Source organism: Centipeda infelix ATCC 43532 (genome assembly GCF_000234095.1).
Taxonomy (GTDB): Bacteria; Bacillota; Negativicutes; order Selenomonadales; family Selenomonadaceae; genus Centipeda; species Centipeda infelix.
The window spans coordinates 240,718-264,528 of record NZ_JH376799.1 but is presented as its reverse complement, the minus strand read 5'-3'; the positions used below and the strand labels follow the sequence as shown (position 1 = coordinate 264,528).

Annotated in this window: 24 protein-coding genes and 1 tRNA gene; 24 read left to right on the top strand and 1 reads right to left on the bottom strand. The window is 56.5% G+C overall.

Annotated features, from left to right (window positions below):
* Positions 1 to 30: 30 nt before the first annotated feature.
* From flhA to HMPREF9334_RS07215, 18 genes are all read left to right on the top strand, one after another.
* Positions 31 to 2,115 (top strand): flagellar biosynthesis protein FlhA, encoded by a 2,085-nt coding sequence (flhA, locus tag HMPREF9334_RS07300; protein WP_006692838.1) that lies wholly within the window; start codon positions 31 to 33, stop codon positions 2,113 to 2,115.
* Complete coding sequence (gene flhF, locus HMPREF9334_RS07295) at positions 2,116 to 3,486, top strand: flagellar biosynthesis GTPase FlhF (protein ID WP_006692837.1); 1,371 nt, start codon at positions 2,116 to 2,118, stop codon at positions 3,484 to 3,486.
* A 1-nt stretch (position 3,487) separates the two neighbouring features.
* The gene (locus HMPREF9334_RS07290; RefSeq protein WP_006692836.1) at positions 3,488 to 4,378 is read left to right on the top strand and encodes a MinD/ParA family protein; all 891 of its coding nucleotides are present in this window, start codon (positions 3,488 to 3,490) and stop codon (positions 4,376 to 4,378) included.
* Positions 4,379 to 4,402: 24 nt separating this feature from the next.
* Positions 4,403 to 5,095, top strand: a complete 693-nt coding sequence (locus HMPREF9334_RS07285) for a flagellar brake protein (protein ID WP_006692835.1) — start codon at positions 4,403 to 4,405, stop codon at positions 5,093 to 5,095.
* Positions 5,088 to 5,708, top strand: a complete 621-nt coding sequence (locus HMPREF9334_RS07280) for a CheB methylesterase domain-containing protein (RefSeq protein ID WP_006692834.1) — start codon at positions 5,088 to 5,090, stop codon at positions 5,706 to 5,708. The genes HMPREF9334_RS07285 and HMPREF9334_RS07280 overlap by 8 nt, the downstream gene beginning before the upstream one ends.
* An 18-nt stretch (positions 5,709 to 5,726) precedes the next feature.
* Entirely contained in the window at positions 5,727 to 7,778 is a 2,052-nt protein-coding gene (locus tag HMPREF9334_RS07275) for a chemotaxis protein CheA (RefSeq protein ID WP_006692833.1), read from the top strand.
* An 18-nt stretch (positions 7,779 to 7,796) separates the two neighbouring features.
* A complete protein-coding gene (locus HMPREF9334_RS07270; protein ID WP_006692832.1) occupies positions 7,797 to 8,264 on the top strand; it encodes a chemotaxis protein CheW in 468 nt (155 codons plus the stop codon).
* A 46-nt stretch (positions 8,265 to 8,310) separates the two neighbouring features.
* Positions 8,311 to 8,934, top strand: a complete 624-nt coding sequence (locus HMPREF9334_RS07265; protein WP_006692831.1) for a chemotaxis protein CheC — start codon at positions 8,311 to 8,313, stop codon at positions 8,932 to 8,934.
* Position 8,935: 1 nt separating this feature from the next.
* On the top strand, positions 8,936 to 9,421 hold the full coding sequence (locus tag HMPREF9334_RS07260; protein ID WP_006692830.1) for a chemotaxis protein CheD: 486 nt from the start codon (positions 8,936 to 8,938) through the stop codon (positions 9,419 to 9,421).
* 16 nt (positions 9,422 to 9,437) lie between these two features.
* The gene (locus tag HMPREF9334_RS07255) at positions 9,438 to 9,821 is read left to right on the top strand and encodes a hypothetical protein (protein WP_006692829.1); all 384 of its coding nucleotides are present in this window, start codon (positions 9,438 to 9,440) and stop codon (positions 9,819 to 9,821) included.
* A gap of 36 nt (positions 9,822 to 9,857) precedes the next feature.
* Entirely contained in the window at positions 9,858 to 10,607 is a 750-nt protein-coding gene (locus HMPREF9334_RS07250; RefSeq protein ID WP_006692828.1) for a FliA/WhiG family RNA polymerase sigma factor, read from the top strand.
* 87 nt (positions 10,608 to 10,694) lie between these two features.
* Positions 10,695 to 12,293, top strand: coding sequence for a flagellar assembly protein A (locus HMPREF9334_RS07245; protein ID WP_006692827.1), 1,599 nt, complete (start codon positions 10,695 to 10,697; stop codon positions 12,291 to 12,293).
* An 18-nt stretch (positions 12,294 to 12,311) separates the two neighbouring features.
* On the top strand, positions 12,312 to 12,647 hold the full coding sequence (locus HMPREF9334_RS07240) for a hypothetical protein (protein WP_006692826.1): 336 nt from the start codon (positions 12,312 to 12,314) through the stop codon (positions 12,645 to 12,647).
* A gap of 63 nt (positions 12,648 to 12,710) precedes the next feature.
* Positions 12,711 to 13,514: a hypothetical protein gene (locus tag HMPREF9334_RS07235; protein WP_006692825.1), complete on the top strand. Its 804-nt coding sequence runs from the start codon at positions 12,711 to 12,713 to the stop codon at positions 13,512 to 13,514.
* Between the two features lie 35 nt (positions 13,515 to 13,549).
* Positions 13,550 to 13,626: transfer RNA gene (locus tag HMPREF9334_RS07230), tRNA-Pro, on the top strand.
* 64 nt (positions 13,627 to 13,690) lie between these two features.
* On the top strand, positions 13,691 to 14,323 hold the full coding sequence (locus HMPREF9334_RS07225; protein ID WP_006692824.1) for an NfeD family protein: 633 nt from the start codon (positions 13,691 to 13,693) through the stop codon (positions 14,321 to 14,323).
* A 32-nt stretch (positions 14,324 to 14,355) separates the two neighbouring features.
* A complete protein-coding gene (gene floA / locus HMPREF9334_RS07220) occupies positions 14,356 to 15,354 on the top strand; it encodes a flotillin-like protein FloA (protein ID WP_006692823.1) in 999 nt (332 codons plus the stop codon).
* A 10-nt stretch (positions 15,355 to 15,364) separates the two neighbouring features.
* Positions 15,365 to 15,823, top strand: coding sequence for a hypothetical protein (locus HMPREF9334_RS07215; RefSeq protein WP_006692822.1), 459 nt, complete (start codon positions 15,365 to 15,367; stop codon positions 15,821 to 15,823).
* Positions 15,824 to 15,912: 89 nt separating this feature from the next.
* Here HMPREF9334_RS07215 and HMPREF9334_RS07210 read toward each other — a convergent pair whose 3' ends face one another.
* Positions 15,913 to 16,986: a M48 family metallopeptidase gene (locus tag HMPREF9334_RS07210; protein ID WP_006692821.1), complete on the bottom strand. Its 1,074-nt coding sequence runs from the start codon at positions 16,984 to 16,986 to the stop codon at positions 15,913 to 15,915.
* Between the two features lie 238 nt (positions 16,987 to 17,224).
* Between HMPREF9334_RS07210 and rny the strand changes: the two genes are divergently transcribed.
* The 6 genes from rny to HMPREF9334_RS07180 all read left to right on the top strand — a co-directional run bounded on the left by rny (position 17,225) and on the right by HMPREF9334_RS07180 (position 23,735).
* Positions 17,225 to 18,742: a ribonuclease Y gene (rny, locus tag HMPREF9334_RS07205; RefSeq protein WP_245535237.1), complete on the top strand. Its 1,518-nt coding sequence runs from the start codon at positions 17,225 to 17,227 to the stop codon at positions 18,740 to 18,742.
* Positions 18,743 to 18,867: 125 nt separating this feature from the next.
* Positions 18,868 to 20,637, top strand: a complete 1,770-nt coding sequence (locus HMPREF9334_RS07200; RefSeq protein WP_006692819.1) for a sensor domain-containing diguanylate cyclase — start codon at positions 18,868 to 18,870, stop codon at positions 20,635 to 20,637.
* A gap of 20 nt (positions 20,638 to 20,657) precedes the next feature.
* Entirely contained in the window at positions 20,658 to 21,212 is a 555-nt protein-coding gene (locus tag HMPREF9334_RS07195) for a hypothetical protein (protein WP_006692818.1), read from the top strand.
* Positions 21,213 to 21,231: 19 nt separating this feature from the next.
* Positions 21,232 to 22,014 (top strand): TIGR00282 family metallophosphoesterase, encoded by a 783-nt coding sequence (locus HMPREF9334_RS07190; RefSeq protein WP_006692817.1) that lies wholly within the window; start codon positions 21,232 to 21,234, stop codon positions 22,012 to 22,014.
* 14 nt (positions 22,015 to 22,028) lie between these two features.
* Positions 22,029 to 22,862 (top strand): PHP domain-containing protein, encoded by an 834-nt coding sequence (locus tag HMPREF9334_RS07185; protein ID WP_006692816.1) that lies wholly within the window; start codon positions 22,029 to 22,031, stop codon positions 22,860 to 22,862.
* A 21-nt stretch (positions 22,863 to 22,883) separates the two neighbouring features.
* Positions 22,884 to 23,735 (top strand): Asp23/Gls24 family envelope stress response protein, encoded by an 852-nt coding sequence (locus HMPREF9334_RS07180; protein ID WP_006692815.1) that lies wholly within the window; start codon positions 22,884 to 22,886, stop codon positions 23,733 to 23,735.
* Positions 23,736 to 23,811: the final 76 nt, after the last annotated feature.

The window sequence follows — 23,811 nt, the reverse complement described above, 5'->3', positions numbered from 1 at the left end:
CCCAAAGGGAACGAGGGAGTGAGTGAGAGCATGGCAGCACCGCAGACAGGCAGTGTAAATCCCCTTGCATCCGGCAATCTCATACAGCGATACAGTGATGTTCTGATCGCCGTCGCCATCGTGACAATCGTCATCATGATGATTATTCCGTTGCCGACGATCATCTTGGATATCCTTATCTGTTTGAACATTACGATTGCGTTGCTCGTTGTGATGTCGGCGATCTATAATGTGGAGGCACTTGATCTATCGGTTTTCCCTTCACTGCTTCTCATTACAACGTTGTTCCGATTGGCACTGAATATCTCCTCAACGCGTCTTATCCTCCTCAACGGCTATGCCGGTGAGGTTATTACTGCATTCGGCAACTTCGTTGTCGGCGGTAATGCCGTGGTTGGTTTTATCGTGTTCGTTATCCTCGTTATTGTCAACTTCATTGTTATCACGAAGGGCTCAGAGCGTGTGGCGGAAGTTTCAGCGCGTTTCACTCTCGATGCAATGCCCGGTAAACAGATGGCAATTGATGCTGACCTGAACCAGGGGGCAATCACAGATGCGGAGGCAAAGCGCCGTCGCGAGAAGGTGCAGCGTGAGTCCGACTTCTTTGGCGCAATGGACGGTGCATCGAAGTTTGTCAAGGGGGATGCGATCGCCGCAATCGTCATCATGCTCATCAACATTGGCGGCGGCTTTGTCATTGGTATGCTGCAGCGCGATATGGATGCGGCGCAGGCACTTCAGACCTATACCCTGCTGACGGTCGGCGAGGGCCTTGTCGCGCAGATCCCCGCGCTTCTCATCTCGACGGCGACCGGTATCATTGTTACGCGCTCGGCGGCAGAGGGCAACCTCGGCGGCGATCTCGTGAAGCAGCTCTTCCACAATGCGCGTATTTTCATGATTCTCACAGGCGTGCTGCTTTTCCTCGCCATTATGCCGGGGCTGCCGGGGATTCCCTTCACCGTGCTTGCCGTGATCTGTGGCGTCATCGCATGGAATCTCAGGCGCGGTCAGGCGGTGGAGCAAGAAGTGCAGCAGGTCGAGCAGAAGGCAAAGGCGAAGAAGGAGGCGACGACCCCAGAGAATATCGTCTCGTTGCTGCAGGTCGATCCAATGGAACTCGAGATTGGTTACAGCCTTATCCCACTCGTCGATACGGGGCAGGGCGGCGATCTGCTCGACCGCATCGTCATGATCCGGCGGCAATGCGCCTTGGAACTTGGTCTCGTCGTACCGACCATTCGTATCCGCGATAATATTCAGATCAAGCCGAATGCATACATCATCAAGCTCAAGGGCATTGAGATCGCACGCGGTGAGCTCATGCTTGACCACTATCTTGCGATGAACTCAGGAACGGTGTTCGAGGAGGTGCCGGGCATCGAGACAACGGAGCCCGCGTTCGGCCTGCCCGCACTCTGGATCTCGGAGAATGAGCGTGAACAGGCGGAGTTGAACGGCTACACCGTGGTCGATGCCGTATCTGTGCTTGCGACCCACCTCACGGAGATCATCAAGCAGCATGCCGCCGAAATCCTCGGGCGTCAGGAGACGCAGAATCTCCTCGATAACCTCCACAAGACAAACGGTGCGCTCGTGGACGAGGTCGTCCCGAACCTACTCAGTGTGGGCGAGGTGCAGAAGGTACTTGCGAATCTCCTGCATGAGCGCATCTCCATCCGCGACATGAGCACGATCCTCGAGGTGCTCGCGGACTACGGTGCGGCGACGAAGGATACGGATATTCTGACAGAGTACGTCCGTCATGCGATGGCACGCCATATCACACAACAGAATGTCCAGAACGGCGTTCTCCCGTGTATTACACTCGACCCTGCGATTGAGAACAAAATTGCGGGCAGCGTGCAGCGCACGGAGCACGGCTCCTACGTCAGCCTTGACCCCGACTCGATGCAGAAACTGCTTGCGGCACTGCAGGAGGAGCTGAAGAAACTGACAGATCAGGGCTATCAACCGATTGTGTTGACGAGTCCGACCGTGCGGCCCTATTTCCGCAATCTTGTCGAACGCTCGATTGCGGGGCTCATTGTTCTCTCCCATGCGGAGATTGAGCAGAATGTTGAAATCCAGATCCTTGGGGTGGTGAGAATCTAAGTGCAGGTCAAGACGGTTCGTGCCTCTTCCGTGAAGGAAGCGATGGAACAGATCAAGGATGAACTCGGCAGTGATGCCGTACTCCTCCATACAAAAAAATATCGTGAGGGTGGTGTCCTTGGCGGTGCGGAGATGATTGAAGTGACCGCTGCCGTCGACGAGACGCAGGCGCGTGTGCCACGTGCGCCGTCGGCCTACGTCCCGCCGGCAGAACCGATTCTCCCATCCAATGTGCTCAACCAATATCGGATGAGCGCTCCTGCGCCTCAGGAAGGGTCTGCGACGGCTCTGCCGGCAAGGGGCGTTTTGCCGTCTTACGATACCGCGTCCTATGGAACAGAGTTGCCGGCCCCGCAGCCATATACGGAACAGGAGACCGGCCGTCCTGCAGAGGTGTACGCTTCTCCGCCCGTCGCTGCAGTGCAGCCGCAGACTTCTGTTCCACAGACGCCGTCCTCGTATGAGACCCCAGCGTCAGCTCCTTCTGCAGAGGCGGCGGAGGATGACGGTTCGGCAGAGCGCATTCGGCTGCTTGAGGATGAGCTTGCACAGATGAAGACGATGCTCGCCTCCATGATGGCAGCGAATCAGCCCAAGGAAGTTGTGACCATACAGGATACGCTGCGTCGTCAGGATGTGCGCGAGGATCTCTGCGCGGATCTCTCTGCGAAGGTATCTGTTGCCGATGTGAATCTCGACAGCCTTGATCCCCGCGCCGTAAGCGTGCTGTCCGGCTATCTCGCACAGGTGATGAAGTTCACCGACGGACTCAAGCTCGGTGCTCATGGTTCGCGCGTCGTTGCCTTTATTGGGACGACGGGGGTCGGTAAGACCACGACACTGGCAAAGGTCGCTGCCCATTTTGTCTTGGAGGCAAACCTCAAGGGGGCGCTCATCACCGCAGACACCTACCGCATTTCAGCGGTGGAGCAGCTGAAAAAATATGCGGAGATTTTGGGCCTGCCGGTGGAAGTTGTCTACTCTGCTGCAGATCTCAAGAAAGCAATTGCACGGCATCGCAGTAAAGATTTTATCCTAGTAGACACGGCGGGGCGCAGTCAGTACAACGAGTTCCAGATGGAAGAGCTGAAGGAGCTGCTTGCAGCGCATCCGCGCATGGAGAAGCATCTCGTTGTCAGTGCAACGACGAAGGAAGAGGATGTTGCCGAGATCATGACGCGTTTTTCCGCGTGCAAGCCGGATCGCATCATCTTTACCAAGACGGATGAGACACGCACGATCGGGATGGTGGTCAATTTGCTTGCGGGAGATGGGCTGCCGCTCTCATACCTGTCGAACGGGCAGAGCGTGCCGGATGACATTCTCCCCGCGACGGCAGATCGCCTGGCGGAGCTGCTATTGAGGAAATGATATGACAGATCAGGCAACGCGGCTGCGCCAGATGGTCGGCTCTGAGAGTGCGGCAGCCGCTCCGCCGGTCACGCCTGCACAGGCGGAGGCTTGGGCGAATGTACGTGTGGTCGCGATTACGAGCGGCAAGGGAGGGGTCGGGAAAACCAACCTTGCCGTCAACCTTGCGATTGCACTTCAGAAACGGGGACATCGGGTGCTCGTCATCGACGCGGACCTCGGCATGGCGAATGTGGACATTCTGCTTGGTGCCGCTTCGCGCAGACATCTGTTGGATCTCCTTCGTCCGGAGGTGACACTGGACGATGTGATTGTCCGTACCCCGCATGATATTCAGTACATTTCAGGCGGCTCAGGGATTGAAAAGGCGCTTGAATACGATCATGCAGAGAAACTTCTGCTCCAGCAAAAACTCGCCGACTGTGCCACACGCGCCGATCTGATTCTTGTGGATACAGGCGCAGGGCTTGGGCGCAACGTCATGGACTTTATCCTTGCCGCCGATGAGGTGCTGCTCGTGACGACACCGGAGCCGACATCTCTCACCGATGCCTATGCAGTAATGAAGGCATATAGCATCTACGCCGCGCAGAAGAATCTCCGGCTCATTATCAACCGCGTTTATGAGGCCAAGGAGAGCCGCGAGGTGGCACAGAAGCTCCAGCGCGCCGCAGAGAAGTTCCTGCATATGCCCGTGGACTGTCTCGGCTATGTGTTTGAGGATACGGCAGTCACAAAAGCCGTGCGGAAGCAGACCCCTCTCCTGAAGGCAGAGCCGACTGCAGCAGCAGCACGCTGTATCGACGCACTGGCACAGTCTTTGATCACGGGTGGAGAAATGAATGTGAAACGGGGATGGAAAGGTTTTTTACAGCAAATTTTTAAGTTTTGAGCATTCTCAAGGAGGATATTTCAGATGGCGGGCGAATTGGTACAGGCAAGGAGTATTTTAGCTATTGGACAGAGGCTGGAAATATTCTTTGAAAACAGCGAGGAAGGTGACTCCGGCTATACAAGCCGTGTTGAGGACATCATCGGAGACGAACTCGTTGTTGCCATGCCGCTTGATGAGCGCCGTGTCCCCATTATCCCACGTGTGGGAGAAAATCTCTATGTTCTTGCAGGCGGGGATGGCTGCCACTATCGTTTTTTCAGCGTGCACCGCAGTCACGGACGTCATGAAGGACGCATCCCCGTGCTCCACATCTCCATACCGGAGGTCGCGGAGCGCTTCCAGAAGCGTGGCCTTTTCCGCATCAAGGTGAACCTTACGGCAACGGTACGCCTGGTTGACCGCGAGGGTAAGATCGATGCACCAAAACGCGTCCCAGTCATAGATCTCAGCGGAAGCGGTCTTGCGTTTGTTTGGCCGAAGCAGGTGTCGCATGATATGGAGGCAGCACTGGAGATCAATGACATTCCGGGAATCGGCACGCTTGAATTGATGACCCGCGTTATGCGGTGTACGCGCATCGAGCGCGAGGATGACACGCCGATCTATCACATCGGTGTACAGTTTCAGGAGATATCACGCAGCATGAGGGATAAGATCATCCGCTATCTGTTCCAGGTGCAGCGGGCTCAAGTGGAGCGCGTGAAAAATGACTGATGGAGTGAAGCACAAAACGGTCACAGGAAGCAGAGGATCGCCCCGTTCAAAGCTGGTTGTCATCGGTTCGTCAACGGGCGGACCACAGGCATTACAGACGGTCATCATGGGACTTTCCGAGCATTTTCCCTGCCCTGTGGTCGTTGTGCAGCATATGCCGGCGGGATTTACAAACGCACTGGCAAGCCGGCTGCACAGCGTGGCGCGTGTGAGCGTACGAGAGGCACGGGATGGTGAGCTGCTCGAGCCCGGCTGCGTCTATATTGCACCGGGAAATTATCATCTGCGGGTGCTGCATGAGAACGGTGTACGGCGCATTGCCCTCAGCGATGAACCGCCCGTTGGAAATCACCGCCCTGCGGTCAATGTGATGTATGACTCCGTTGCACATCTAGGAAAGGATGTTGTTGCCGTGATCCTTACGGGGATGGGCAGTGACGGGCGCGAAGGGATGCGCAGAATCAAGGAAAACGGCGGCTACTGCATCGCGCAGGATGAAGCAACTTGCGTCGTCTACGGAATGCCAAAATCCGTCATTGACGCGGGGCTGGCCGATGAGATATGCCCATTGCCGCAGATTGCCGATGCAATCGAGGCGGCTGTGAGAAGATAGGAAATAGGGGGAATATCAATGGATAACCAGTATATGGATATGTTCCTGGATGAGTCGCATGAACATCTGCAGTCACTCAATGAAGGACTCCTGCGTCTCGAGGAGAACATGGAGGAGATCGATGCGGTCAACGACATCTTCCGCAACGCACACACCTTGAAGGGCATGTCGGCGACGATGGGCTTTGCCAAGATTGCGGAGCTCACGCATGAGATGGAGGATGTTCTGGATCTCGTCCGTAAGAGCCAGCTCAAGCTGAACGAGGACATTATGGACACATTGTTCAAATGTCTCGATTCACTCGAACAGATGGTGGACAGTGTCGGCAACGGCGAGGCAGAGGATGTCGTCGATGTCTCGGATCTCGTCGCAAAGCTCAGTTCTATCTCCAAAGGAACGCCCGCACCTGCAGCAGATGGTGCTGCGGCGGCTCCTGCGGCAGCGCCATCTGGCGGTGATGCTGCTGCCGGCGCGACCCTTGACCTCGATGACATCGACCTCGATGTCATGAAGAAGGCGAAAGAAGCCGGGATGAACCTTTTCCATATCAAGGTCACACTGATGGAGACCTGCGTCCTCAAGGCAGCGCGTTCTGTTATGGTTATGCATGCACTGGATGAGGTCGGCGATGTCCTAAAGAGTGTTCCCCCTGCCGAGGATCTTGAGCAGGAGAAGTTTGAGCGCAGCTTTGACGTGCTCATTGCTACGAGCGGTGATGCCGAGGCGATGCAGAATGCGGTAGATACCGTTTCTGAGATCGAAGACATTGCCGTCACGGCAGTTGATCCCGACAAGATGGAAAAGGAAGCCGCTCCCGCTCCGGCGGCAGCTCCCGCTGCGGCCGCGCCTGCGGCAAAGGCAGCACCTGCGCCTAAGAAGGAGGCGGGAAAGCCCGCTGCTGCTCCTGCGAAGAAACAGCATCAGAGTCAGAGTGTCCGCGTCGATATCGAAAAACTGGATACCCTCATGAACCTCATGGGCGAGCTGGTTATCAACAAGGTGCGTCTGGAACAGATTGGACAGACGCATCGTCTGAGCGACCTCATGGAGACGCTCGAGCAGATGGATCGCGTCACGGGCGATCTGCAGAACATTGTCATGAAGGTCCGCATGGTTCCGGTCAGTGCCGTGTTCAACCGCTTCCCGCGTATGGTGCGCGACGTGTCGAAGGAGCTCGGCAAGGACATCAACCTCACGATCGAGGGTGAGGAGACGGAGCTGGACCGTACCGTTATTGATGAGATCGGCGATCCGATCATGCATCTCCTGCGCAACTCGCTCGACCACGGTGTTGAGAGTCCCGACAAGCGCGAGGCAAAGGGAAAGCCGCGCACCGGGGAGGTCGGCCTCATCGCACGCCACGAGGGCAACAACGTCGTCATCATGATCACGGACGACGGCGCGGGCATAGATGCGGACAAGATCCGCCGCAAGGCGGTCGAGAAGGGCATGATCTCGCAGAGTGAGGCGGACAGCCTCGACGATGCGGATGCCGTTCGACTGATCTTCCTGCCGGGCTTCTCGACGGCGGAACAGATCACGGATATCTCCGGCCGCGGCGTCGGTATGGACGTTGTGCGCAGCAAGATTGAGGCGCTCTCCGGGCACGTCGATGTCGAGACGCATATCGACGAAGGATCTGTGTTCAAGATCAAGCTGCCGCTCACGCTTGCGATCATTCAGGCGATGCTCGTACGGGTGCAGGAGGAGATGTACGCCATTCCTCTCACATCCATCGACAGTACGATCAACATTGAGCCGAGTGATATTCAGACCGTTCAAAACAAGGAGGTCATCGTCCTGCGCGGGGAGATCATCCCGATTATCCGCATGGAGGAGGCTCTTCAGGTTCCGCATACGAAGGACTCCGACGAGCATTTCGTTGTCGTTGTCCATGCAGGCGAGGCAAAGGCGGGCATTGTTGTCGACAATCTGATCGGTCAGCAGGAAATCGTTATCAAGACACTTGGCAATCTCTTCGCCGGACTCAAGCTCTTTGGCGGGGCCACCGTGCTTGGCGACGGAAGAGTTGCGCTGATTCTTGATGTTGCGACGATGATACAGCAGTAAAAGGGGAGGGCAAAGAAGATGGCAGATGATATGAATCAGGGAAATACGCCGCAGAACTCGCAGTATGTGGCGTTCAATCTTCGCGATGAAGAATATGGCGTCAGCATTCTGAACGTACAGGAGATTCGCAATCTCACGGACATCACGCGCGTTCCGTTTGCGGCGGATTTTATCAAGGGCGTCATCAATCTGCGCGGCTCGGTGCTCCCCGTTATTGACCTCAAGCAGCGCCTTGGGCTTGCGGAGACACCGTATACCGACCGTACGCGCATCGTTACGGTCTCTGTTGAGGATGTCCATGTCGGCATGCTTGTGGATGCCGTGACTGAGGTTCTGAGCCTCGAGAACGCGCCCATTGATACAAAGAAGGCGATGAATGCCCGCGAGAGCAGCCGATTCCTTAGCGGTATTGGCAATATCAAGGGAAGACTCATCGTTCTCCTCAACCTCGAGGAGATTGTTGGTCTGCCGAAAGAGGCAAAGTAAAGGCAGTCGTGCTTCCTTTGCTGCACGGTGATAAGAGGTAGGGCCTATGAGCGTAGATGAGAATCTGACAGAACTGTCAGAGCTGCAGTTGGATGTGCTCAGGGAGATTGGAAACGTCGGCGCAGGGAATTCTGCAACGGCGCTTTCCCGTCTCATCCAGCGTCGCATAGAGATGAATGTGCCTCATGTGGCGCTTGTTCCAATTGAAGATGTACCGGAATTTGTCGGCGGACCGGAATTGGTTGTCGTCGGTATTTTCTTGCGCGTCTATGGCAAAGCACCGAGCAACATCCTCTTTCTCATCCCACGGGAGAGTGCCTTTGCACTTGTGGATACGCTGCTCGGACGTGAGCGCGGTGATACGCATGAGCTCGACGCGATGGATGAGTCGGCACTTATGGAGATCGGCAACATCCTTGCGGGATCCTATCTGAATGCGTTCTACACGTTCACGGGCATGAGTATGCTGCCGTCCATCCCTGCGCTTGCTGTGGATATGGCGGGGGCAATCCTCAATGTCGTTTTGGTACAGCTTGGCGAGATGGGAGATCATGCACTCCTCATCGAGACAAATTTTGTCGCCGAGGATCGGAGCATCAACGGACATTTCTTCCTGGTCCCGGATCCCGGATCCCTTGGCAGCATTATGAATGCGGTAGGAGTTGGATGATATGCCGGATTTGATAAAAGTCGGTATGGCCGACTACAAAGTCGGCGCAGCTCCGTCCACACTCATCAGCTACGGACTGGGCTCGTGTATCGGACTTTCCCTTTATGATCCTCAGGCAAAGGTGGGGGGGCTGCTCCACTATATGCTGCCGGACAGCAAACAGGCGCGTCCCTCGGATACGCCGGCAAAATTCATTGATACGGGGTTTCCGCTCATGCTCGCGGATGTTTTGAAGCTTGGTGCGTCAAAAAGCCGCCTCGTGGCAAAGATTGCAGGCGGTGCACAGATGTTTGCGTTCTCCAATACGACGAACGTCATGCGCGTCGGAGAGCGCAATGCACAGGCGGCAAAAGAGCTGCTTGCACAGCACGGGATTCGTCTCATTGCAGAGGATACGGGGCTGAACTATGGACGTACGGTTGCGATTGATCTCAATGACGGAACGTATACGGTGAAGACCGTCAGCAAGGGAGACAAGACAATATAGAAGGGAAGGTGAAGGGATGTTCAAAGTCGGTATGGCATTGGTGTTTTCTGTGATCGCTGCACTCGTCGTATTTCTCACGGGGATGATCGGGGACGCACGCGTGACCACGGCATTCCTGCGAAGTTTTATCGCATTCCTGTGTGCCGGACTGTTCACCTATCTCGTCGCATTCATACTGGAAGCAAAGGGCTGGGCGGCGTTCGACAAAGAACCTCTCGAGCAGATACAGGATATGCAGGCACAGCACTACGATGCGGATGACATTGACTTCGATGCGGTGGAGGCCGGCAGCAAGGCGGCAGAAGAATTCGCCGCACCGACGAAATTCCAGCCGCTGTCGGAGGACGCGTTCGTCCACATGAGGGCACCGGAGGAAGAGGGAACCCCCGCGCCGGCGTGAGCGTGTCGGTGAAGAGGCTGAGAGGAGGTGAGTGCGATGGCGGAGGAGCAGAGGGCTGAGGATATTGAAGCTCTGTGGCGGGCATACGAGAAGGAAAAGACCGTGGAAGTACGCAACCGCCTCGCCGAGCACTACCTACCCCTTGTTCGGCTGGTCGCAGGACGCATCGCCATCAGTCTGCCGCAGCACGTCGATCGGGAAGATCTCCTGAGCAGCGGATTTTTTGGGCTGCTCGATGCGATCGAGCGCTATGAGCTGACGCGCGGCAATAAATTCGAGACCTATGCGGGGGTGCGTGTACGCGGAGCGATGCTCGATCATCTGCGTGCAAAGGACTGGATTCCCGTCAGTGTGCGTCAGAATATTAAAAAATACGAGAAAGCAGTTGCGCGTCTTGAAGGAGAGCTCGGACGCACGGCAACCGATGAGGAGCTTGCCGCCGAGCTGGATCTGACGATGGATGGCCTGCGTCACCTGGAAGGGCAAGTCAGCGCAGCGACGATCATCCCCCTTGAGGAGTATCTGCGCACGGATGCTCCTGCCTCACTGGAGGATGGCCCCGTGGAACATGCGGAATGGACGGAGGTCAAAGAGACGCTCGCCGCCGCGATTGAGAAATTGCCCGAAAAGGAGCGCACCGTCGTGGCGCTTTACTATTACGATGAACTGACACTCAAGGAGATTGCGGCGATTCTGCACCTCTCGGAGGCACGCATCTCGCAGCTCCATACGAAGGCGATCTTCCGTATGCGCGGCTCGCTGGCACGGATGAACGACGAAGAGTAGGGACACCGATGAATGGATCGGTGTTTCCGACGGCAACGGATGAAGAACCCGCTGCAGGTGCGATTGGATGGATCGGGAGTTGGTACTATGGAGCGTACGGTCGGGGGAAAACAGGACGGCTTTCAGCTTGTTGTGAAGGCGGACGGTAACTACATTACGGTCTATCCGGAGGGTGAGGGTACTGCTGTCGTCGATTTGGCAACGCTGCGCAAGCACCTTGAGGATGAGGGGATTACAGACTACGATGTCCTGCAGCTCGCACGCATCGTGCGGGCTGCAGACGGTGTTGAAACGCGGCTCGAAGCTGAGACGGGGGACACCTCCGAGAATGTTGTCATACCCTTTACCATCGAGGTTGCACGTGATGCGATGACGGCTGCGGTACGCTTTGATGATAAGAAGGGAAATCTGCCGCCATCTGTTTCCGATGTATTGGACGGACTTGCAGCAAAGAAGGTGGTTTACGGGATCGACCGCGATGCGATTCGGCGCGGTGTTGCACGGATGACCCCCTTTATGGCAGCGCGCGGAACGCCGCCGATTGCGGGGACGGACGCACGCATCGAAAAGAAATTCGATATGGGGGAGAAGGGGCGGCCCGCTTTGCGTGCCTTTGACCGCGTGGACTACAAGGATATGAACATTTTCATCCGCGCGCAGATCGGTGACGTTGTCGCCGTGCATATCCCCGAGACAGCGGGGACACCGGGAACCAATGTGTTTGGCGAGGCAGTTCCGGCAAAGCCCGGAAAATCTGTGCCCCTTCCGCAGGGGAAGAATACGAAGATTGTAAATACACATGAACTCGTGGCCGTCATCGACGGGCAGATTGTCGATGACGGAAAGAAGATCAGCATCGACCCGCATCTTGTGATTGACACGGGGGTTGATGTCGGTACGGGGAATATCGACTTTGCCGGCAGCATCGAAATCAAGGGGGATGTAGAGAGCGGCTTCTCCGTCCGTGCAACGGGTGACATTGAGATCAAAGGCGTGGTCGGCGGTGCAGATGTCGAGGGGCGCAACGTCATTGTGCGCGGTGGCATTCGCGGCATGAACAGCGGGCGGATTCGTGCACTAGAGGATGTAAGCATCTCCTTTGTCGAGAATGCAAACATCTCGGCAGGGCGCGATATCCTCGTCAATGATGTCGTTCTGCACTCGGAGATGCGTGCAGGACACAACGTCCGTGTGGAGGGCCGGCGCGGTATTATTACGGGGGGAAAGATCAGCGCAGGAGAGTCCATCCGCGCGAAGATGTTAGGCAACCAGTTTTACGTGCAGACCGATCTGAATGTCGGGGTCGATCCACATCTCCAGCAGCGTTATGATGTGCTCTCCAAAGACTGTCAGGCGGCGATCAAGCGGCTGACAGAGATTCGCCTTTCTCTTGCGACGCTCAAGCAGCAGCCGCTCATGAGCCTTTCGGAACGCCGTCGGCAGCAGCTGGCGGAGATGACGCACGAGCAGTTCCCACTTGCTACCAATATCAAGGAGATGAAGGAGGAACTCGAGCGGATGCAGCAGGAGCTGGAGGAGATGAAAAACGGCTCCATCGCCGCCTCCGATACGATTTTCCCCGGTGTCAATGCCACGATTAACGGGGTAAAAAAGAAGGTAGAGGAAGAGCTGCGCAATGCACGGCTGCAGATGCTGAATGGGGAAATTGCCGTAGGAATCTTCTAAAGAGAGGCAGGTATCACCATGAATGTCACGCCAATTAGTATGCAGATGATGTTTCCGCAGTCCAACGAGGCGGGAAATGTCCAAAGCAATATGCAGAACCAGGTCAATATCCAACAGAGCTTTGAGTCCATCCGTCAGAAGCAGGATGCAGAGCTCGCACGCCAGCAGGTGCGCGCCAAAGAAGAGGCAAGCGAGGATGCACGCGTGAAGGATGATCCGGAGCGTGATCGGCGTCAGGGAGGCAGACAGAGCGGCGGACGCAGCAGAGGGGACGGGAAGGATCATGGCCCCGAGCTCCTGCAGCGACTTGCCGCCGATCCCAATCGTGGCGTGCATCTTGACATTAGTTTCTAGGGAGGTACTGAAATTATCAGTGCTTCCTTAACGTGATAAGGGAGGCATCCTGTTATTATTTCCGTGACCGAAATTCTGGGTGCTCTCATCATTCTCGGCGCTGTTTTGCTGCTCATTGTGCGCTATATCATCCATCGACGGCAGCGCAGTGAAGAGGATGACGAAGATCTTGCAGCATCCATTGAGAAACTAAAAAAAGAGCTTCAGCAGTCTGCAGACACAATCATCAAGCGTCTCGGCTCGCATGTGACGAAGCTCGAGGGGCTTTTGCGGGAGGCAGATGATCGGCGCGTACGCCTTGAGACGCGCGTTGCAGATGCACAGCGGCTTGAATGGGCACTGCGTCAACGCATCGAAGAACTTGAGCGCCGTCTTCGTGACACGGGACAGCCGATGCCGACTCCTGCAGTGCATCCTGCAGAAAGTCTGCCCGTTGCCGCTGCGCCGCCGATGTCGTCGCAGGAGGTGCGTCGCACGGACGGAGATGAATTCGCTGCCGTGCTCCACCAGTCCATCCTGCGCGAGCAGGCGCGTGCCGCCGCAGAGCCGTCGAATACCTATGTGCAGCCACAGACCTATGCGCAGCAGCCCACAGCGATGCGAAGTACCGTTCGGCAGGAGATGCCGCAGCAGCGGAGCCCCATCCCTGTGCCGCCTGCACCGACTGCTCGTCCTGCAGTACCTGCTTCCCCCTCGCCGCAGCTCGTTCCGACCGAGGAGGCGGATGAACCCGTGCGCGAGGATGAGACGATCATCAAGGCGCGTGCCCTTCTGCGTGCAGGCCGTACGATCGAACAGGTTGCACGCGAGACAGGGGTCGAGATTGGCGCACTCCGTCTGATGAAGCAGATGACGCAAAGGGATTGACAAAACGATAAAAGCTAGGTATAATACCACTTGTTCGGGACGTAGCTCAGCTTGGTAGAGCGCTTCCTTGGGGTGGAAGAGGTCGTGAGTTCAAATCTCGTCGTTCCGACCATTCTTCGGCATAGGAACCTCCGCGCGAGAGCGCGGAGGTTTTTCGCGTAAGGAGGAGGGATCTTGTGAATCTGGTCGTAGATAATTCTGTTCTGCAAGTTCTCTTGCTCGCTGTCATGTTTCTCTCCATCATGGTGGAGATCAAGACGGGCGGGCTCGGTGTTGGCGTGCTGCTCGGCATTGTTGCAGCGGCGGTGTTCTGGGGCAGCCAGTACACGCGTGGACTAATCGAGCTCTATCACATTGCAGTCTTTCTCGCGGGCGTCCTGATGATTATCGTGGAGATCCTGCTGCCGACGGTGGGACTGCTCGCGGGGCTTGGCGTCGCGGCGATGCTCTACAGTATCGTGCTTGCACTTGGTGGAGATATCGGTGCGCTTGCGGCACTTGGGATCGCTCTCGTAATTTCGATTGTGCTCTTTTTGCTGATTGTCTCGCGTCTGCCGTCGAGCAGGCTCTGGAACAAGATTGTCCTGCAAAAGAGTTCACGCACGGAGGAGGGCTATGTGAGCGCGGCGGAGCAGGCGGAACTTGTGGGGAAGACGGGCGAGGTGCTCACAGAGCTGCGTCCCTCGGGTACGGCACGCATTGATGGCCGTCCCGTGGATGTGATCTCTGAGGGCGCGTTTATTCAAAAGGGAAAAAGCATTGTTGTTCTGTCCGTGAACGGCAGCCGCGTCGTCGTGCGCGAGGCATAGTGCCGTTTGGTGGAAGTTGTTAGGAGGTTCTTATGGGAACACTGTTTGGGGGAGCATTCCTCATTGTCATTGTCATTCTCGCCGTGTCGATTTTCCTGCACTTTGTGCCGCTCGGGCTCTGGGTGTCCGCCATCTCGGCAAATGTCTCGGTGAGCATCATGTCGCTCATCGGTATGCGTCTGCGCCGTGTTCCGCCGAGCCGCATTGTCCTGCCGCTCATCAAGGCGAACAAGGCAGGACTTGACGTGAGCGTCAATCAGCTCGAGGCACACTATCTCGCGGGCGGCAATGTGGATAAGGTGGTCGATGCGCTGATCGCATCCCATCGTGCACAGATCGCCCTGCCGTTCGAGCGTGCGGCAGCGATTGATCTCGCGGGGCGCGATGTGCTTGATGCCGTGCAGATGAGCGTCAATCCGAAGGTCATTGAGACACCGATTGTGTCCGCTGTCGCGGCAAACGGCATCGAACTCAAGATCAAGGCACGCGTTACGGTGCGTGCGAACATCGACCGCCTCGTTGGCGGTGCGGGTGAACCGACAATCATCGCCCGTGTCGGTGAGGGCATTGTCACGACGGTCGGCTCCTCGCAGAGCCACACGGACGTGCTTGCAAACCCCGACGACATCTCGAAGACGGTGCTCGGCAAGGGCCTTGATGCGGGCACAGCGTTTGAGATTCTTTCCATCGACATTGCGGACGTGGATGTCGGGCGCAACATCGGCGCGGAGCTCCAGACTGATCAGGCGGAGGCGGATAAGCGCATTGCACAGGCAAAGGCAGAGGAACGCCGTGCCATGGCGGTTGCGCGCGAGCAGGAGATGAAGGCGTACACGCAGGAGATGGAGGCAAAGGTTGTCGAGGCACAGTCCGAAGTGCCGCACGCGATGGCACAGGCATTGCGCGAGGGCAAACTCGGCGTGATGGACTACTATCAGCTGAACAATATCCAGTCCGACACCGATATGCGACATGCCATCAGCGCATCGGGGAAGGCGGATGAAAAGCATCCGACACCGCCGGTAAAGTGAGGAATGCGGTATGGAATACCTCATTGTCATCGCCGTTGCGGTAGCGATTGCTGTCTTTGACGATCGTGTGCGCGGCAAGAAGAAGGTGCCGCCGCCGACCATGCCGCAGGACATCCCGCGTCCAAAGAAGCGAACGGCGCAGAACGCGACATTTGAGATTCCGCCGCTGCGCGGGATTCCCTCCGACGTGCAGGTTACGGTCGACGCGGAGGTGCTGCGTGCGCAGGAGCTGCGCAGCAAATGGGAAGAGGCGCGCAAGGAGGCGCAGCGTGTCAAGCGTGCGCGCGAGGAGCGTGCTGCGCGTTTTGCGGCAGAGGAGGTGCAGACAGCGAGAACGCCGGCGCACACTGCCACACGAACGCCGTCTCCCCTGCTGCCGCAGCTGACAGCGGATACAATGGCACAGGCGGTCGTCCTTGCCGAGGTGCTTGGCAAGCCACGCGCACTGCGCAGATTTCCACAGAGATAAAAGAATCGGGATACACCGCATTGTGTGGTGCATCCCGATTTTTTTGCGTGAAGCATACATGGCTGTAACATGTGGTGCAGCCCCGTTTTCTATTTTATGCGGTTCAGTAACGCCGCGATCTCGGCAGGGTCGGCATCGTTCCCCGTACAGCTCACGATGGGCTGCAGGCCGAGCATGACCGTGCGTCCGTCCACATAGGCCTCCTTGGCAGCGTGACCATTCCTGTAGGCTGCCGCGAGATTGCCCATGACGAAGTAGGCGCGTTCGGCAGAGCTCATACCGCCGGCAGCGGCGGGGATCAATAATTTTTTCTTGTTCACATAGACAACGCCGTCCTCGACTGTGACCGTGCCGCCGCTCATCGCGGTCAGCTTCTTCGCATAGTTGTCGCGGCGCGCGGCGTTCGACGGATGGTCGGCGGCACCCGTCATAACCGAGAACGCGTCGGCAGCGTTGTTGCCCGTGAGATCGATGAGACGCTGCCACACAGCGGCGGTCGCACCGGGATTGTAGGGGGAGCGGGCGATGTATTCAAAGGCGAGATTGTCCGCCTCCCATTCCATCGGTTTCGTGAGCCCCTGCCCACTCCAAATATTTGCGGCAATTGCGCCGAGTACCGTGCCCGTCGCACTTGCGAGAACGGCAGGACCGAGCGAACGTTTCATGCCCTTTGCAGGGTGATCCTTCTGACCGTGTCCCATCTCGTGTGCAAGGACTACGGCGATTTCGTCCTCGTTCGAGAGATAGCTGTAGAGCCCGACATTGATGCTCATATTATGCCCGAGTGTGCAGAAAGCATTGAAGCTGTCTTCTCGGTTGATGAAATAATTATATGGGCGGTCATAAATGGTGGCATCCATCGAGCCGATTGCCGCCGTGAGGTTCGTAAAGATGCGGTCAAGTTGACTGTTCAGATCGTAGCGGTAGTAGACACCATATTTTTCTTGGAGCTCTTCAAAGAGTGCCTGCCGCCCCTCCTCGGTGGTGTTGTAGTACTTGATCTGCGCGTTCATCTCATTTGCCGCGACCGCTCCACCGATGACCGCGCCGATGATGCTTTCCGTACTTGCCTCTGCGATGGCAGGCGGCGCAGAGAGCCCTGTTATCAGTGCGGCGGACAGCGTGAGTGCAATGCTGCGCCGCATCCATTTTTTTCGAGTCATAGTTCCTCCTTGTCCCATGAAGCTATGAACATATTATATTTGCATCGGATGGATTCGTCTATGGATGTGGGGTTATAAAACAGCAGTGAATATGAAAATTGTATGTTCATGAAGCGGTATCCATCTCACACAGAATTCTTGACACTATAGCGAAAAAACATTAAAATGAATAGAAGTATTCTATTGCTATTTTGAATCACACAATGAGGAGGTGGCCGTTATTATTACTGAATTACTCATGGTAATTTTTGCTGTCGCTGTTGGCGCTGCTGCGGGCTATGTCGCACGGAGGCGCACGGCGGAGGCTCAGATAGGATCAGCCGAGGAGGAAGCAAAGCGCATTGTCGAAGAGGCCGGCAAGAGGGCGGAGACAAAGCAGAAGGAAGCACTGCTCGAGGCGAAGGAGGAGATCCAACGTCAGCGGCAGGAGTTTGAGCGTGACTCAAAGGAGCGGCGCAGCGAGATTCAGCGTCTGGAGCGTCGTGCGATTCAAAAGGAGGAAAACCTCGATCGCAAGCTCGAATCCATCGAGAAGAAGGAAGAGGGGCTGCAGCGTAAGGAAGCGCGTATCGATAAGACGCAGGCGGAGGTGACAGCTCTCTACGAGAGTCAGAAGCAGGAGCTTGAGCGCATCTCAGGACTTACGTCGGAGGAGGCACGCACGGTCCTTATGGCGGAGGCGGAGGAGGAACTCAAGCACGAGAAAGCGCGCAAGATCAAGGAGTACATCCAGCAGACGAAGGACGAGGCGGACAAGACAGCACGCGAGATTCTGAGCGTTGCAATTCAGCGGTGTGCCGCCGATCATGTGGCGGAGACAACGGTCTCGGTTGTCGCTCTGCCGAACGATGAGATGAAGGGGCGCATCATCGGGCGCGAGGGGCGGAACATCCGCACGCTCGAAACCCTGACGGGCATCGATCTCATCATTGACGATACACCGGAGGCGGTCATCCTCTCGGGATTTGACCCTGTACGGCGTGAGATTGCACGCATCGCGCTTGAAAAGCTGATTCAGGACGGGCGCATCCATCCCGCACGCATCGAGGAGATGATCGAGAAGGCGCGCCGTGAGGTCGACCAGCGGATCAAGGAGGCGGGCGAACAGGCGACGTTCGAGACGGGGGTGCACGGCATCCATCCGGAGCTCGTGCGTCTCCTCGGACGTATGCGCTATCGTACGAGCTACGGGCAAAACGTGCTCGCGCACTCCATCGAGGTCGCACACCTCGCAGGGCTCATGGCGGCGGAACTCGACTGCGACGTCATGCTTGCCAAGCGCGGCGGCCTTCTCCATGACATTGGCAAAGCAGTCAGCCACGAGGTCGAGGGGCCTCATGTCACGGTGGGTGCGGATCTCGCTCGCAAGTATCGCGAATCCAAGGAAGTGATCAACATCATCGAGTCCCATCATGGTGATGTGGAGGCGACGACGATCGAGGCGGTGCTCGTCGCTGCGGCAGACGCAGTTTCGGCAGCACGTCCCGGTGCGCGGCGCGAGAGTCTCGAATCCTACATCAAGCGTCTTAAGGCGCTTGAGGAGATTGCGGAGTCGTTCGATGGGGTGGAGCGTTGCTTCGCCATCCAGGCAGGACGCGAGATCCGCGTTATGGTCAAGCCGGACAAGGTGGACGATGCGGGGGCTGCAGTGCTCGTCCATGACATTGTGAAGAAGATCGAGGGTGATCTTGAGTACCCGGGGCAGATCAAGGCAACCGTGATCCGCGAGACACGCGTTGTCGATTATGCGAAGTAAGGGAAGAAATCTACAAAAAATCTACAAATAGGGGGCGTGTGCCCCCTATTTGTGGGAAATATGGGAGATGGACAACATCCGTAGGGGAGAGGCGGATTTGCCCGGTGTTCAATAAGGAGTGCATCATGCAGCAGCTGACCTATATTGTTTCCGGGACTGCCGATGCGCAGTGCAAGGCGGAACAGGCGAAGGAAAAACTGGATCGGATTCCGCATGTGGAGTCCCTTCTCATTACAATCGCTGCTCCCTGTGAGATACCTGCTGAAAAGACAAGGAGTATGGTGAACGCTGTGCGGGAGCTGTTCCCGCATGCACGGATTCTGGCATATACCTGTGCACTCAAGATAGCGGATTTGCGCCTTGATACGGAGAAGGTCATGCTGACCTTCACGGTGTTTGAGGCATCGCAGGTGGATTTTCTTGTTGTCAGCGAAAACCCGTCGGAGGCACAGGAACAATTTGAACACGTTCTTGCGGCGCATCCGCATACGAAGACTGTCGCGTTCGTCGTGGTCGGTCTGGTAGAAAAGATCGACGACATATTCGGTGGAATTTCCGAAATGGATGAGCACATTCAGGTCTTTGGCGCGTTTGCCGATGCACCAGCCATGGATGTACACGGATATCTCCTCGTCGATGGCGTGGAGATGCGATGCGGCATACTCGCCGTTGTATTTCATGGAGAAAAACTGGAGACGATCATCACCCGAAATTTTGGCTGGAATACACTCGGACGCGAAATTGTTGCGACGCGCGCCGAGGGCTGTACGGTCACGGAACTCGATGGTGATGTCCCGCGCAAGATCTATGAGCGTTATTTCGGCATCAAAGGTGACGGCGATTTTGGTGCAGATGCAGCACTCTTTCCACTCTGTTTCGAGGAGGAGGACGGCTCCGTTTCAGCGCGTGTTCCACTTAAGATCGAGGAGAAGTCGGGAGAGCTGCACTTTGGTTTGCCGATGCAGCAGGGGATGAAGTTCCGCCTTGCTTATGGGGATCCCTACGGCATCCTTGCAAAGGCCGCGGAAAACGCGCGTGATATGTCTGCATTCTCGCCACAGGCAATTTTCGGAGCGGCGTGCATCGGACATTATCTTCTGCTCGGCGAGGATGTTGTGACGGAGATGAGCCCGTGTGCGGGCTTCCCATCGTCGACCGCGTTTATGTTCGGTGAGGTTCGGCGTGCGGGCAGACGCATTGTTACAGCAAATCTGAATGTCCTGCTCGTGGGAATGAAGGAAGAGGGGGACTGCGTCAAGGATGCCACGCCGGAGGACAAGCGTGTGGCACATCTCTCCTACAATCGAAGGATGCTCGCGTTCATGTCGCATTTCATCCGTGTCTCGGAGGCGGAGCTGTACCTGGCGAATCAGCGTCTTACGCAGCTCGCAAGCCGCGATACGTTGACGAATCTGCTGAACCGTCGCGAGATGGAGCGTCTCCTGAAGGAGGCGGTGGCGCTCTCTCAGGCTCAAAAAACACCGCTCGCGGTTATCCTCATGGACATCGACCACTTCAAGGGGGTCAACGATACCTATGGACACGACATGGGCGACAAGGTGATCCTCACGGTGGCGGATGCCATCTCCCACACGATCCGCGGCTCGGATGCGGGCTGCCGTTGGGGTGGAGACGAGTTCTTCATCATTCTCCAGGGGGCATCGCTCGCGGCCGCGGGTAGGGTCGGGGAGCGCATCCGCCGGAGGGTAGAGGAGGCGAAGATGCCGTTTGACAGCAATGTCACGATTAGCGTCGGTGCAGCCGCCTTTGATTTCGAGCAGGACGACGAGCTCAAGCTCTTCAAGAATGCCGACGAGGCACTCTATCAGGCGAAGAAGGCGGGGCGCAACGTGGTGTATGCGCTTGGCTTCGGGCGTGTCAGCAGTGTTGAATAGAATGTGTGGGAGGCGGTGCTATGTTTGATTTTTTACGAAAGATTGTGGAACGACGCCCTTCCCGTTCCAAAAGCGAGCAGTCGCGCCCCGGTGTTCAACTGCTCGCCTCCGTACTCGTCTGTTTTCCCGAGATTGAATCGGTTTCCTACGACCCGCGTGAGGGCTTTCTGACGATGGATTTTGTCATACGTGCACATCCTCCTTTGGAGGAAATCGAAAAATTTGCTGTGCTTCTTGGGGAGAGTATTGAGACATTTCATGTAATCGAGGGCAGTATGGCGAGCGCGATGGATTTTTCCTATGAACAGCATGATGCGCTCACGATACTGCATCTTGCACGGCGCATGGACGAGCTCTCGGAACGGGAGCTGAATCTCATCGCACAGCTCCTGACGGAGCACTTCGGTGAGGATCTGCTCGTTGACACGCACGAAGGCGAGACTCCGGATGCGGAGTTCCGCATGCTCCAGCATGAGACCCTTGAGCGTATGCTCGTTGCTGTGCGGGAGATTCCTCTGCGTGATCGCCTGGTCGGCATCCGCGAACGCGATCAGGTCATTGTCTACAACCGATAAGAAAAATGGGGGGAGTACTGTGCGCATCATGTTGGTCGGCGACGTTGTCGGACGTGCGGGACGGCGTGCCTTTCGTGCGATTACCCCACGTCTGCGCACGGAACGCGGAATTGATGTTGTCATCGTCAACGGGGAAAACGCTGCCGGCGGCAAGGGCTTCACGCGCAAGGCTCTGGATGAACTCTATGCAGGTGGAGCGGATGTCGTAACCTCGGGCAATCACGTCTGGGACAAGAAGGATGTCTTTGCATTCATCGACGATGAGCCTTTCCTCGTGCGTCCCGCGAACTATCCCGAAGGGACACCGGGGAAGGGGTACTGCATCTTCCCGTTCAAGGCGGCGAATGTCGCCGTGCTGAACCTCTCGGGACGCTCTTTTATGCCTGCACTTGACTGCCCCTTTCAAAAGGCGGATGAAATTCTCGCGGAGATCGAGGGGAAGGCAGATGTCATTGTGCTCGACTTCCATGCCGAAACCACCTCGGAGAAACTCGCTATGGGATACCATCTGGACGGGCGTGCGGATATTGTCGTCGGGACGCATACACATGTGCAGACGGCGGATGAGCGTATTTTGCCGGCTGGTACGGCATACATCACGGATCTCGGTATGGTCGGTCCGCAGGACTCTATTCTCGGGGTGCGTAAGGATATTGTGATTCAGAAATTCCGCACGGGAATGCCTGTTCGTTTTGAGATGGCGGAAGGGTCTGCGGAGTATGCCGCTGTGATCGTGGAGATTGACCCTTCGGGACACCGTGTGACGCAGATCGAACGTGTTTTGGTTCGCGAGAATATGTAATCGAGGAGAATTCTATGCCAAGTGACCTGCATATCCATACAACCTTTTCCGACGGGAAGGATACCCCGGAGGAGATTGTGGAGGCGGCAAAGGCAGCTGGACTGCGCTACATCGCCATCACGGACCATGATACCGTCGAAGGCGTTACGGCGCTCTACGAGAGCGGACGCTATGCTGCGGGCAGTCTGCGTGTCATCCCCGGCGTTGGGTTCAGTGCAGGGGATGGGCAGCAGGAAGTTCATATCTTGGGCTACAATATTGACATCTACGACGCAGGGCTTCAGGAAAAACTTGAGGAGATCAGCGAGGCACGTTGGACGCGCTTTACCGAGATTGTGGAGCGCCTGCGGGGGCTTGGATACGAGATCGGCGAGACCGAGGTACTGACGGACGAAGGGCTGTGCAAGGCGGTCGGACGTTCCCATGTGGCACGCGTACTTGTCAAAAAAGGTTATTTTGACTCGATCCGCACCTGCTTTGACCGGCTTCTAAAGCGTGGACAGCCTGCCTATGTTCCACATTTCCGCTTTGCTCCCGAGGAGCTCATCGATATCATCAAGGGTGCGGGCGGGATTCCCGTGCTTGCCAATCCTAAGGCGCTTGATGATGAGGCGTATATAAAGCATCTCATAGAGTTGGGGATTGAGGGCATCGAGGTGTTCTATCCGACCTATGACCGTGCAGATACACAGCACTACATGGAGATTGCTCAAAAAAACGGACTGCTTGTTTCCGGCGGATCGGACTACCGCGGCTTTGCGGATCGGCAGCCGGATGCTGTTGGACAGTTTACGATCGAAGATGTCTACGCAGAGAACTTCTATCGACCGTCGCATCATATCAGCTGACAGGAGAAGAGGAGAAACACGATGGACGTTATCGCCCTAGTCGGTCCGAGTGGTACCGGCAAAAGCCACCGCGCCCTGTGGGTCGCCCAGCAAAACGGTGCAGATGCCATCATCGACGATGGCATTCTCATAAAAGACGGAAAGGTGATCGGCGGTACCTCCGCGAAAAAGGAGAAGAATCGGATCATGGCGGTGCGCCGTGCGATTTTTGTACTGCCGGGACATGCCTCCGACGTACGGCGTGCCATCGCACAGTCGCAGCCACGTCGAATTCTTCTCCTCGGTACGTCGGAGAACATGGTCCAAAAGATTGCCAAGGCACTGCGCATAGGCCCTGTGAGTAAGATCATCCGTATCGAGGATATTGCTTCGAAGAAGGATATGGAGATCGCGCAGTACCACCGCCTCAAGCGCGGCGAGCACATCATCCCCGTCCCGACGATTGAACTCAAGCCGCATTTCTCGGGCTATCTGATCGATCCAATCAAAAGCTTTTTCAAGACCTCCTCGTCGAAGCGCCGCCGCCTCGGTGAGCGTTCGATTGTGCGTCCTGTATTCAGTTACTATGGGAAGCTCGTCATCGACGACTCGGTTATTAAGAATATTGTACACATCGTAGCTGAAAAACTCGATGAGGTGCACCGCGTCGGCAGGACACACATCCGTCACCTTGTGAACGGCGATGAGGATCTGGGGATCACGGTATCCCTTGAGGTTGTCTTTGCCTACGGGCATGCCATCGCAGAGACGATGATGCGCCTGCGGCGCGAGCTGCAGATGGAGATCGAACGCATGACCGGCATGGTTGTGCACGAGGTCGATATTCTGGTCAAAAGCCTGTACGTTGACAAGGCGACCGCCGCTCGCGCGTAGCCTTCGCGTACATTTTGCCGGCGCTGTCAAAAACCATTCTTCACTTTTTGGGGAAAAAGTGTTAGAATGAAAAGGA

Coding starts and splice junctions, on each gene's coding strand:
- HMPREF9334_RS07285 (WP_006692835.1), top strand. CDS start 4,403: ATGGCGGGCGAATTGGTACAGGCAAGGAGTATTTTAGCTATTGGACAG.
- HMPREF9334_RS07195 (WP_006692818.1), top strand. CDS start 20,658: ATGTTTGATTTTTTACGAAAGATTGTGGAACGACGCCCTTCCCGTTCC.
- rny (WP_245535237.1), top strand. CDS start 17,225: ATGGTAATTTTTGCTGTCGCTGTTGGCGCTGCTGCGGGCTATGTCGCA.
- HMPREF9334_RS07270 (WP_006692832.1), top strand. CDS start 7,797: ATGGCAGATGATATGAATCAGGGAAATACGCCGCAGAACTCGCAGTAT.
- HMPREF9334_RS07255 (WP_006692829.1), top strand. CDS start 9,438: ATGTTCAAAGTCGGTATGGCATTGGTGTTTTCTGTGATCGCTGCACTC.
- HMPREF9334_RS07275 (WP_006692833.1), top strand. CDS start 5,727: ATGGATAACCAGTATATGGATATGTTCCTGGATGAGTCGCATGAACAT.
- HMPREF9334_RS07200 (WP_006692819.1), top strand. CDS start 18,868: ATGCAGCAGCTGACCTATATTGTTTCCGGGACTGCCGATGCGCAGTGC.
- HMPREF9334_RS07265 (WP_006692831.1), top strand. CDS start 8,311: ATGAGCGTAGATGAGAATCTGACAGAACTGTCAGAGCTGCAGTTGGAT.
- HMPREF9334_RS07280 (WP_006692834.1), top strand. CDS start 5,088: ATGACTGATGGAGTGAAGCACAAAACGGTCACAGGAAGCAGAGGATCG.
- flhA (WP_006692838.1), top strand. CDS start 31: ATGGCAGCACCGCAGACAGGCAGTGTAAATCCCCTTGCATCCGGCAAT.
- floA (WP_006692823.1), top strand. CDS start 14,356: ATGGGAACACTGTTTGGGGGAGCATTCCTCATTGTCATTGTCATTCTC.
- HMPREF9334_RS07260 (WP_006692830.1), top strand. CDS start 8,936: ATGCCGGATTTGATAAAAGTCGGTATGGCCGACTACAAAGTCGGCGCA.
- HMPREF9334_RS07180 (WP_006692815.1), top strand. CDS start 22,884: ATGGACGTTATCGCCCTAGTCGGTCCGAGTGGTACCGGCAAAAGCCAC.
- HMPREF9334_RS07240 (WP_006692826.1), top strand. CDS start 12,312: ATGAATGTCACGCCAATTAGTATGCAGATGATGTTTCCGCAGTCCAAC.
- HMPREF9334_RS07215 (WP_006692822.1), top strand. CDS start 15,365: ATGGAATACCTCATTGTCATCGCCGTTGCGGTAGCGATTGCTGTCTTT.
- HMPREF9334_RS07210 (WP_006692821.1), bottom strand. CDS start 16,986: ATGACTCGAAAAAAATGGATGCGGCGCAGCATTGCACTCACGCTGTCC.
- HMPREF9334_RS07185 (WP_006692816.1), top strand. CDS start 22,029: ATGCCAAGTGACCTGCATATCCATACAACCTTTTCCGACGGGAAGGAT.
- HMPREF9334_RS07290 (WP_006692836.1), top strand. CDS start 3,488: ATGACAGATCAGGCAACGCGGCTGCGCCAGATGGTCGGCTCTGAGAGT.
- HMPREF9334_RS07250 (WP_006692828.1), top strand. CDS start 9,858: ATGGCGGAGGAGCAGAGGGCTGAGGATATTGAAGCTCTGTGGCGGGCA.
- HMPREF9334_RS07245 (WP_006692827.1), top strand. CDS start 10,695: ATGGAGCGTACGGTCGGGGGAAAACAGGACGGCTTTCAGCTTGTTGTG.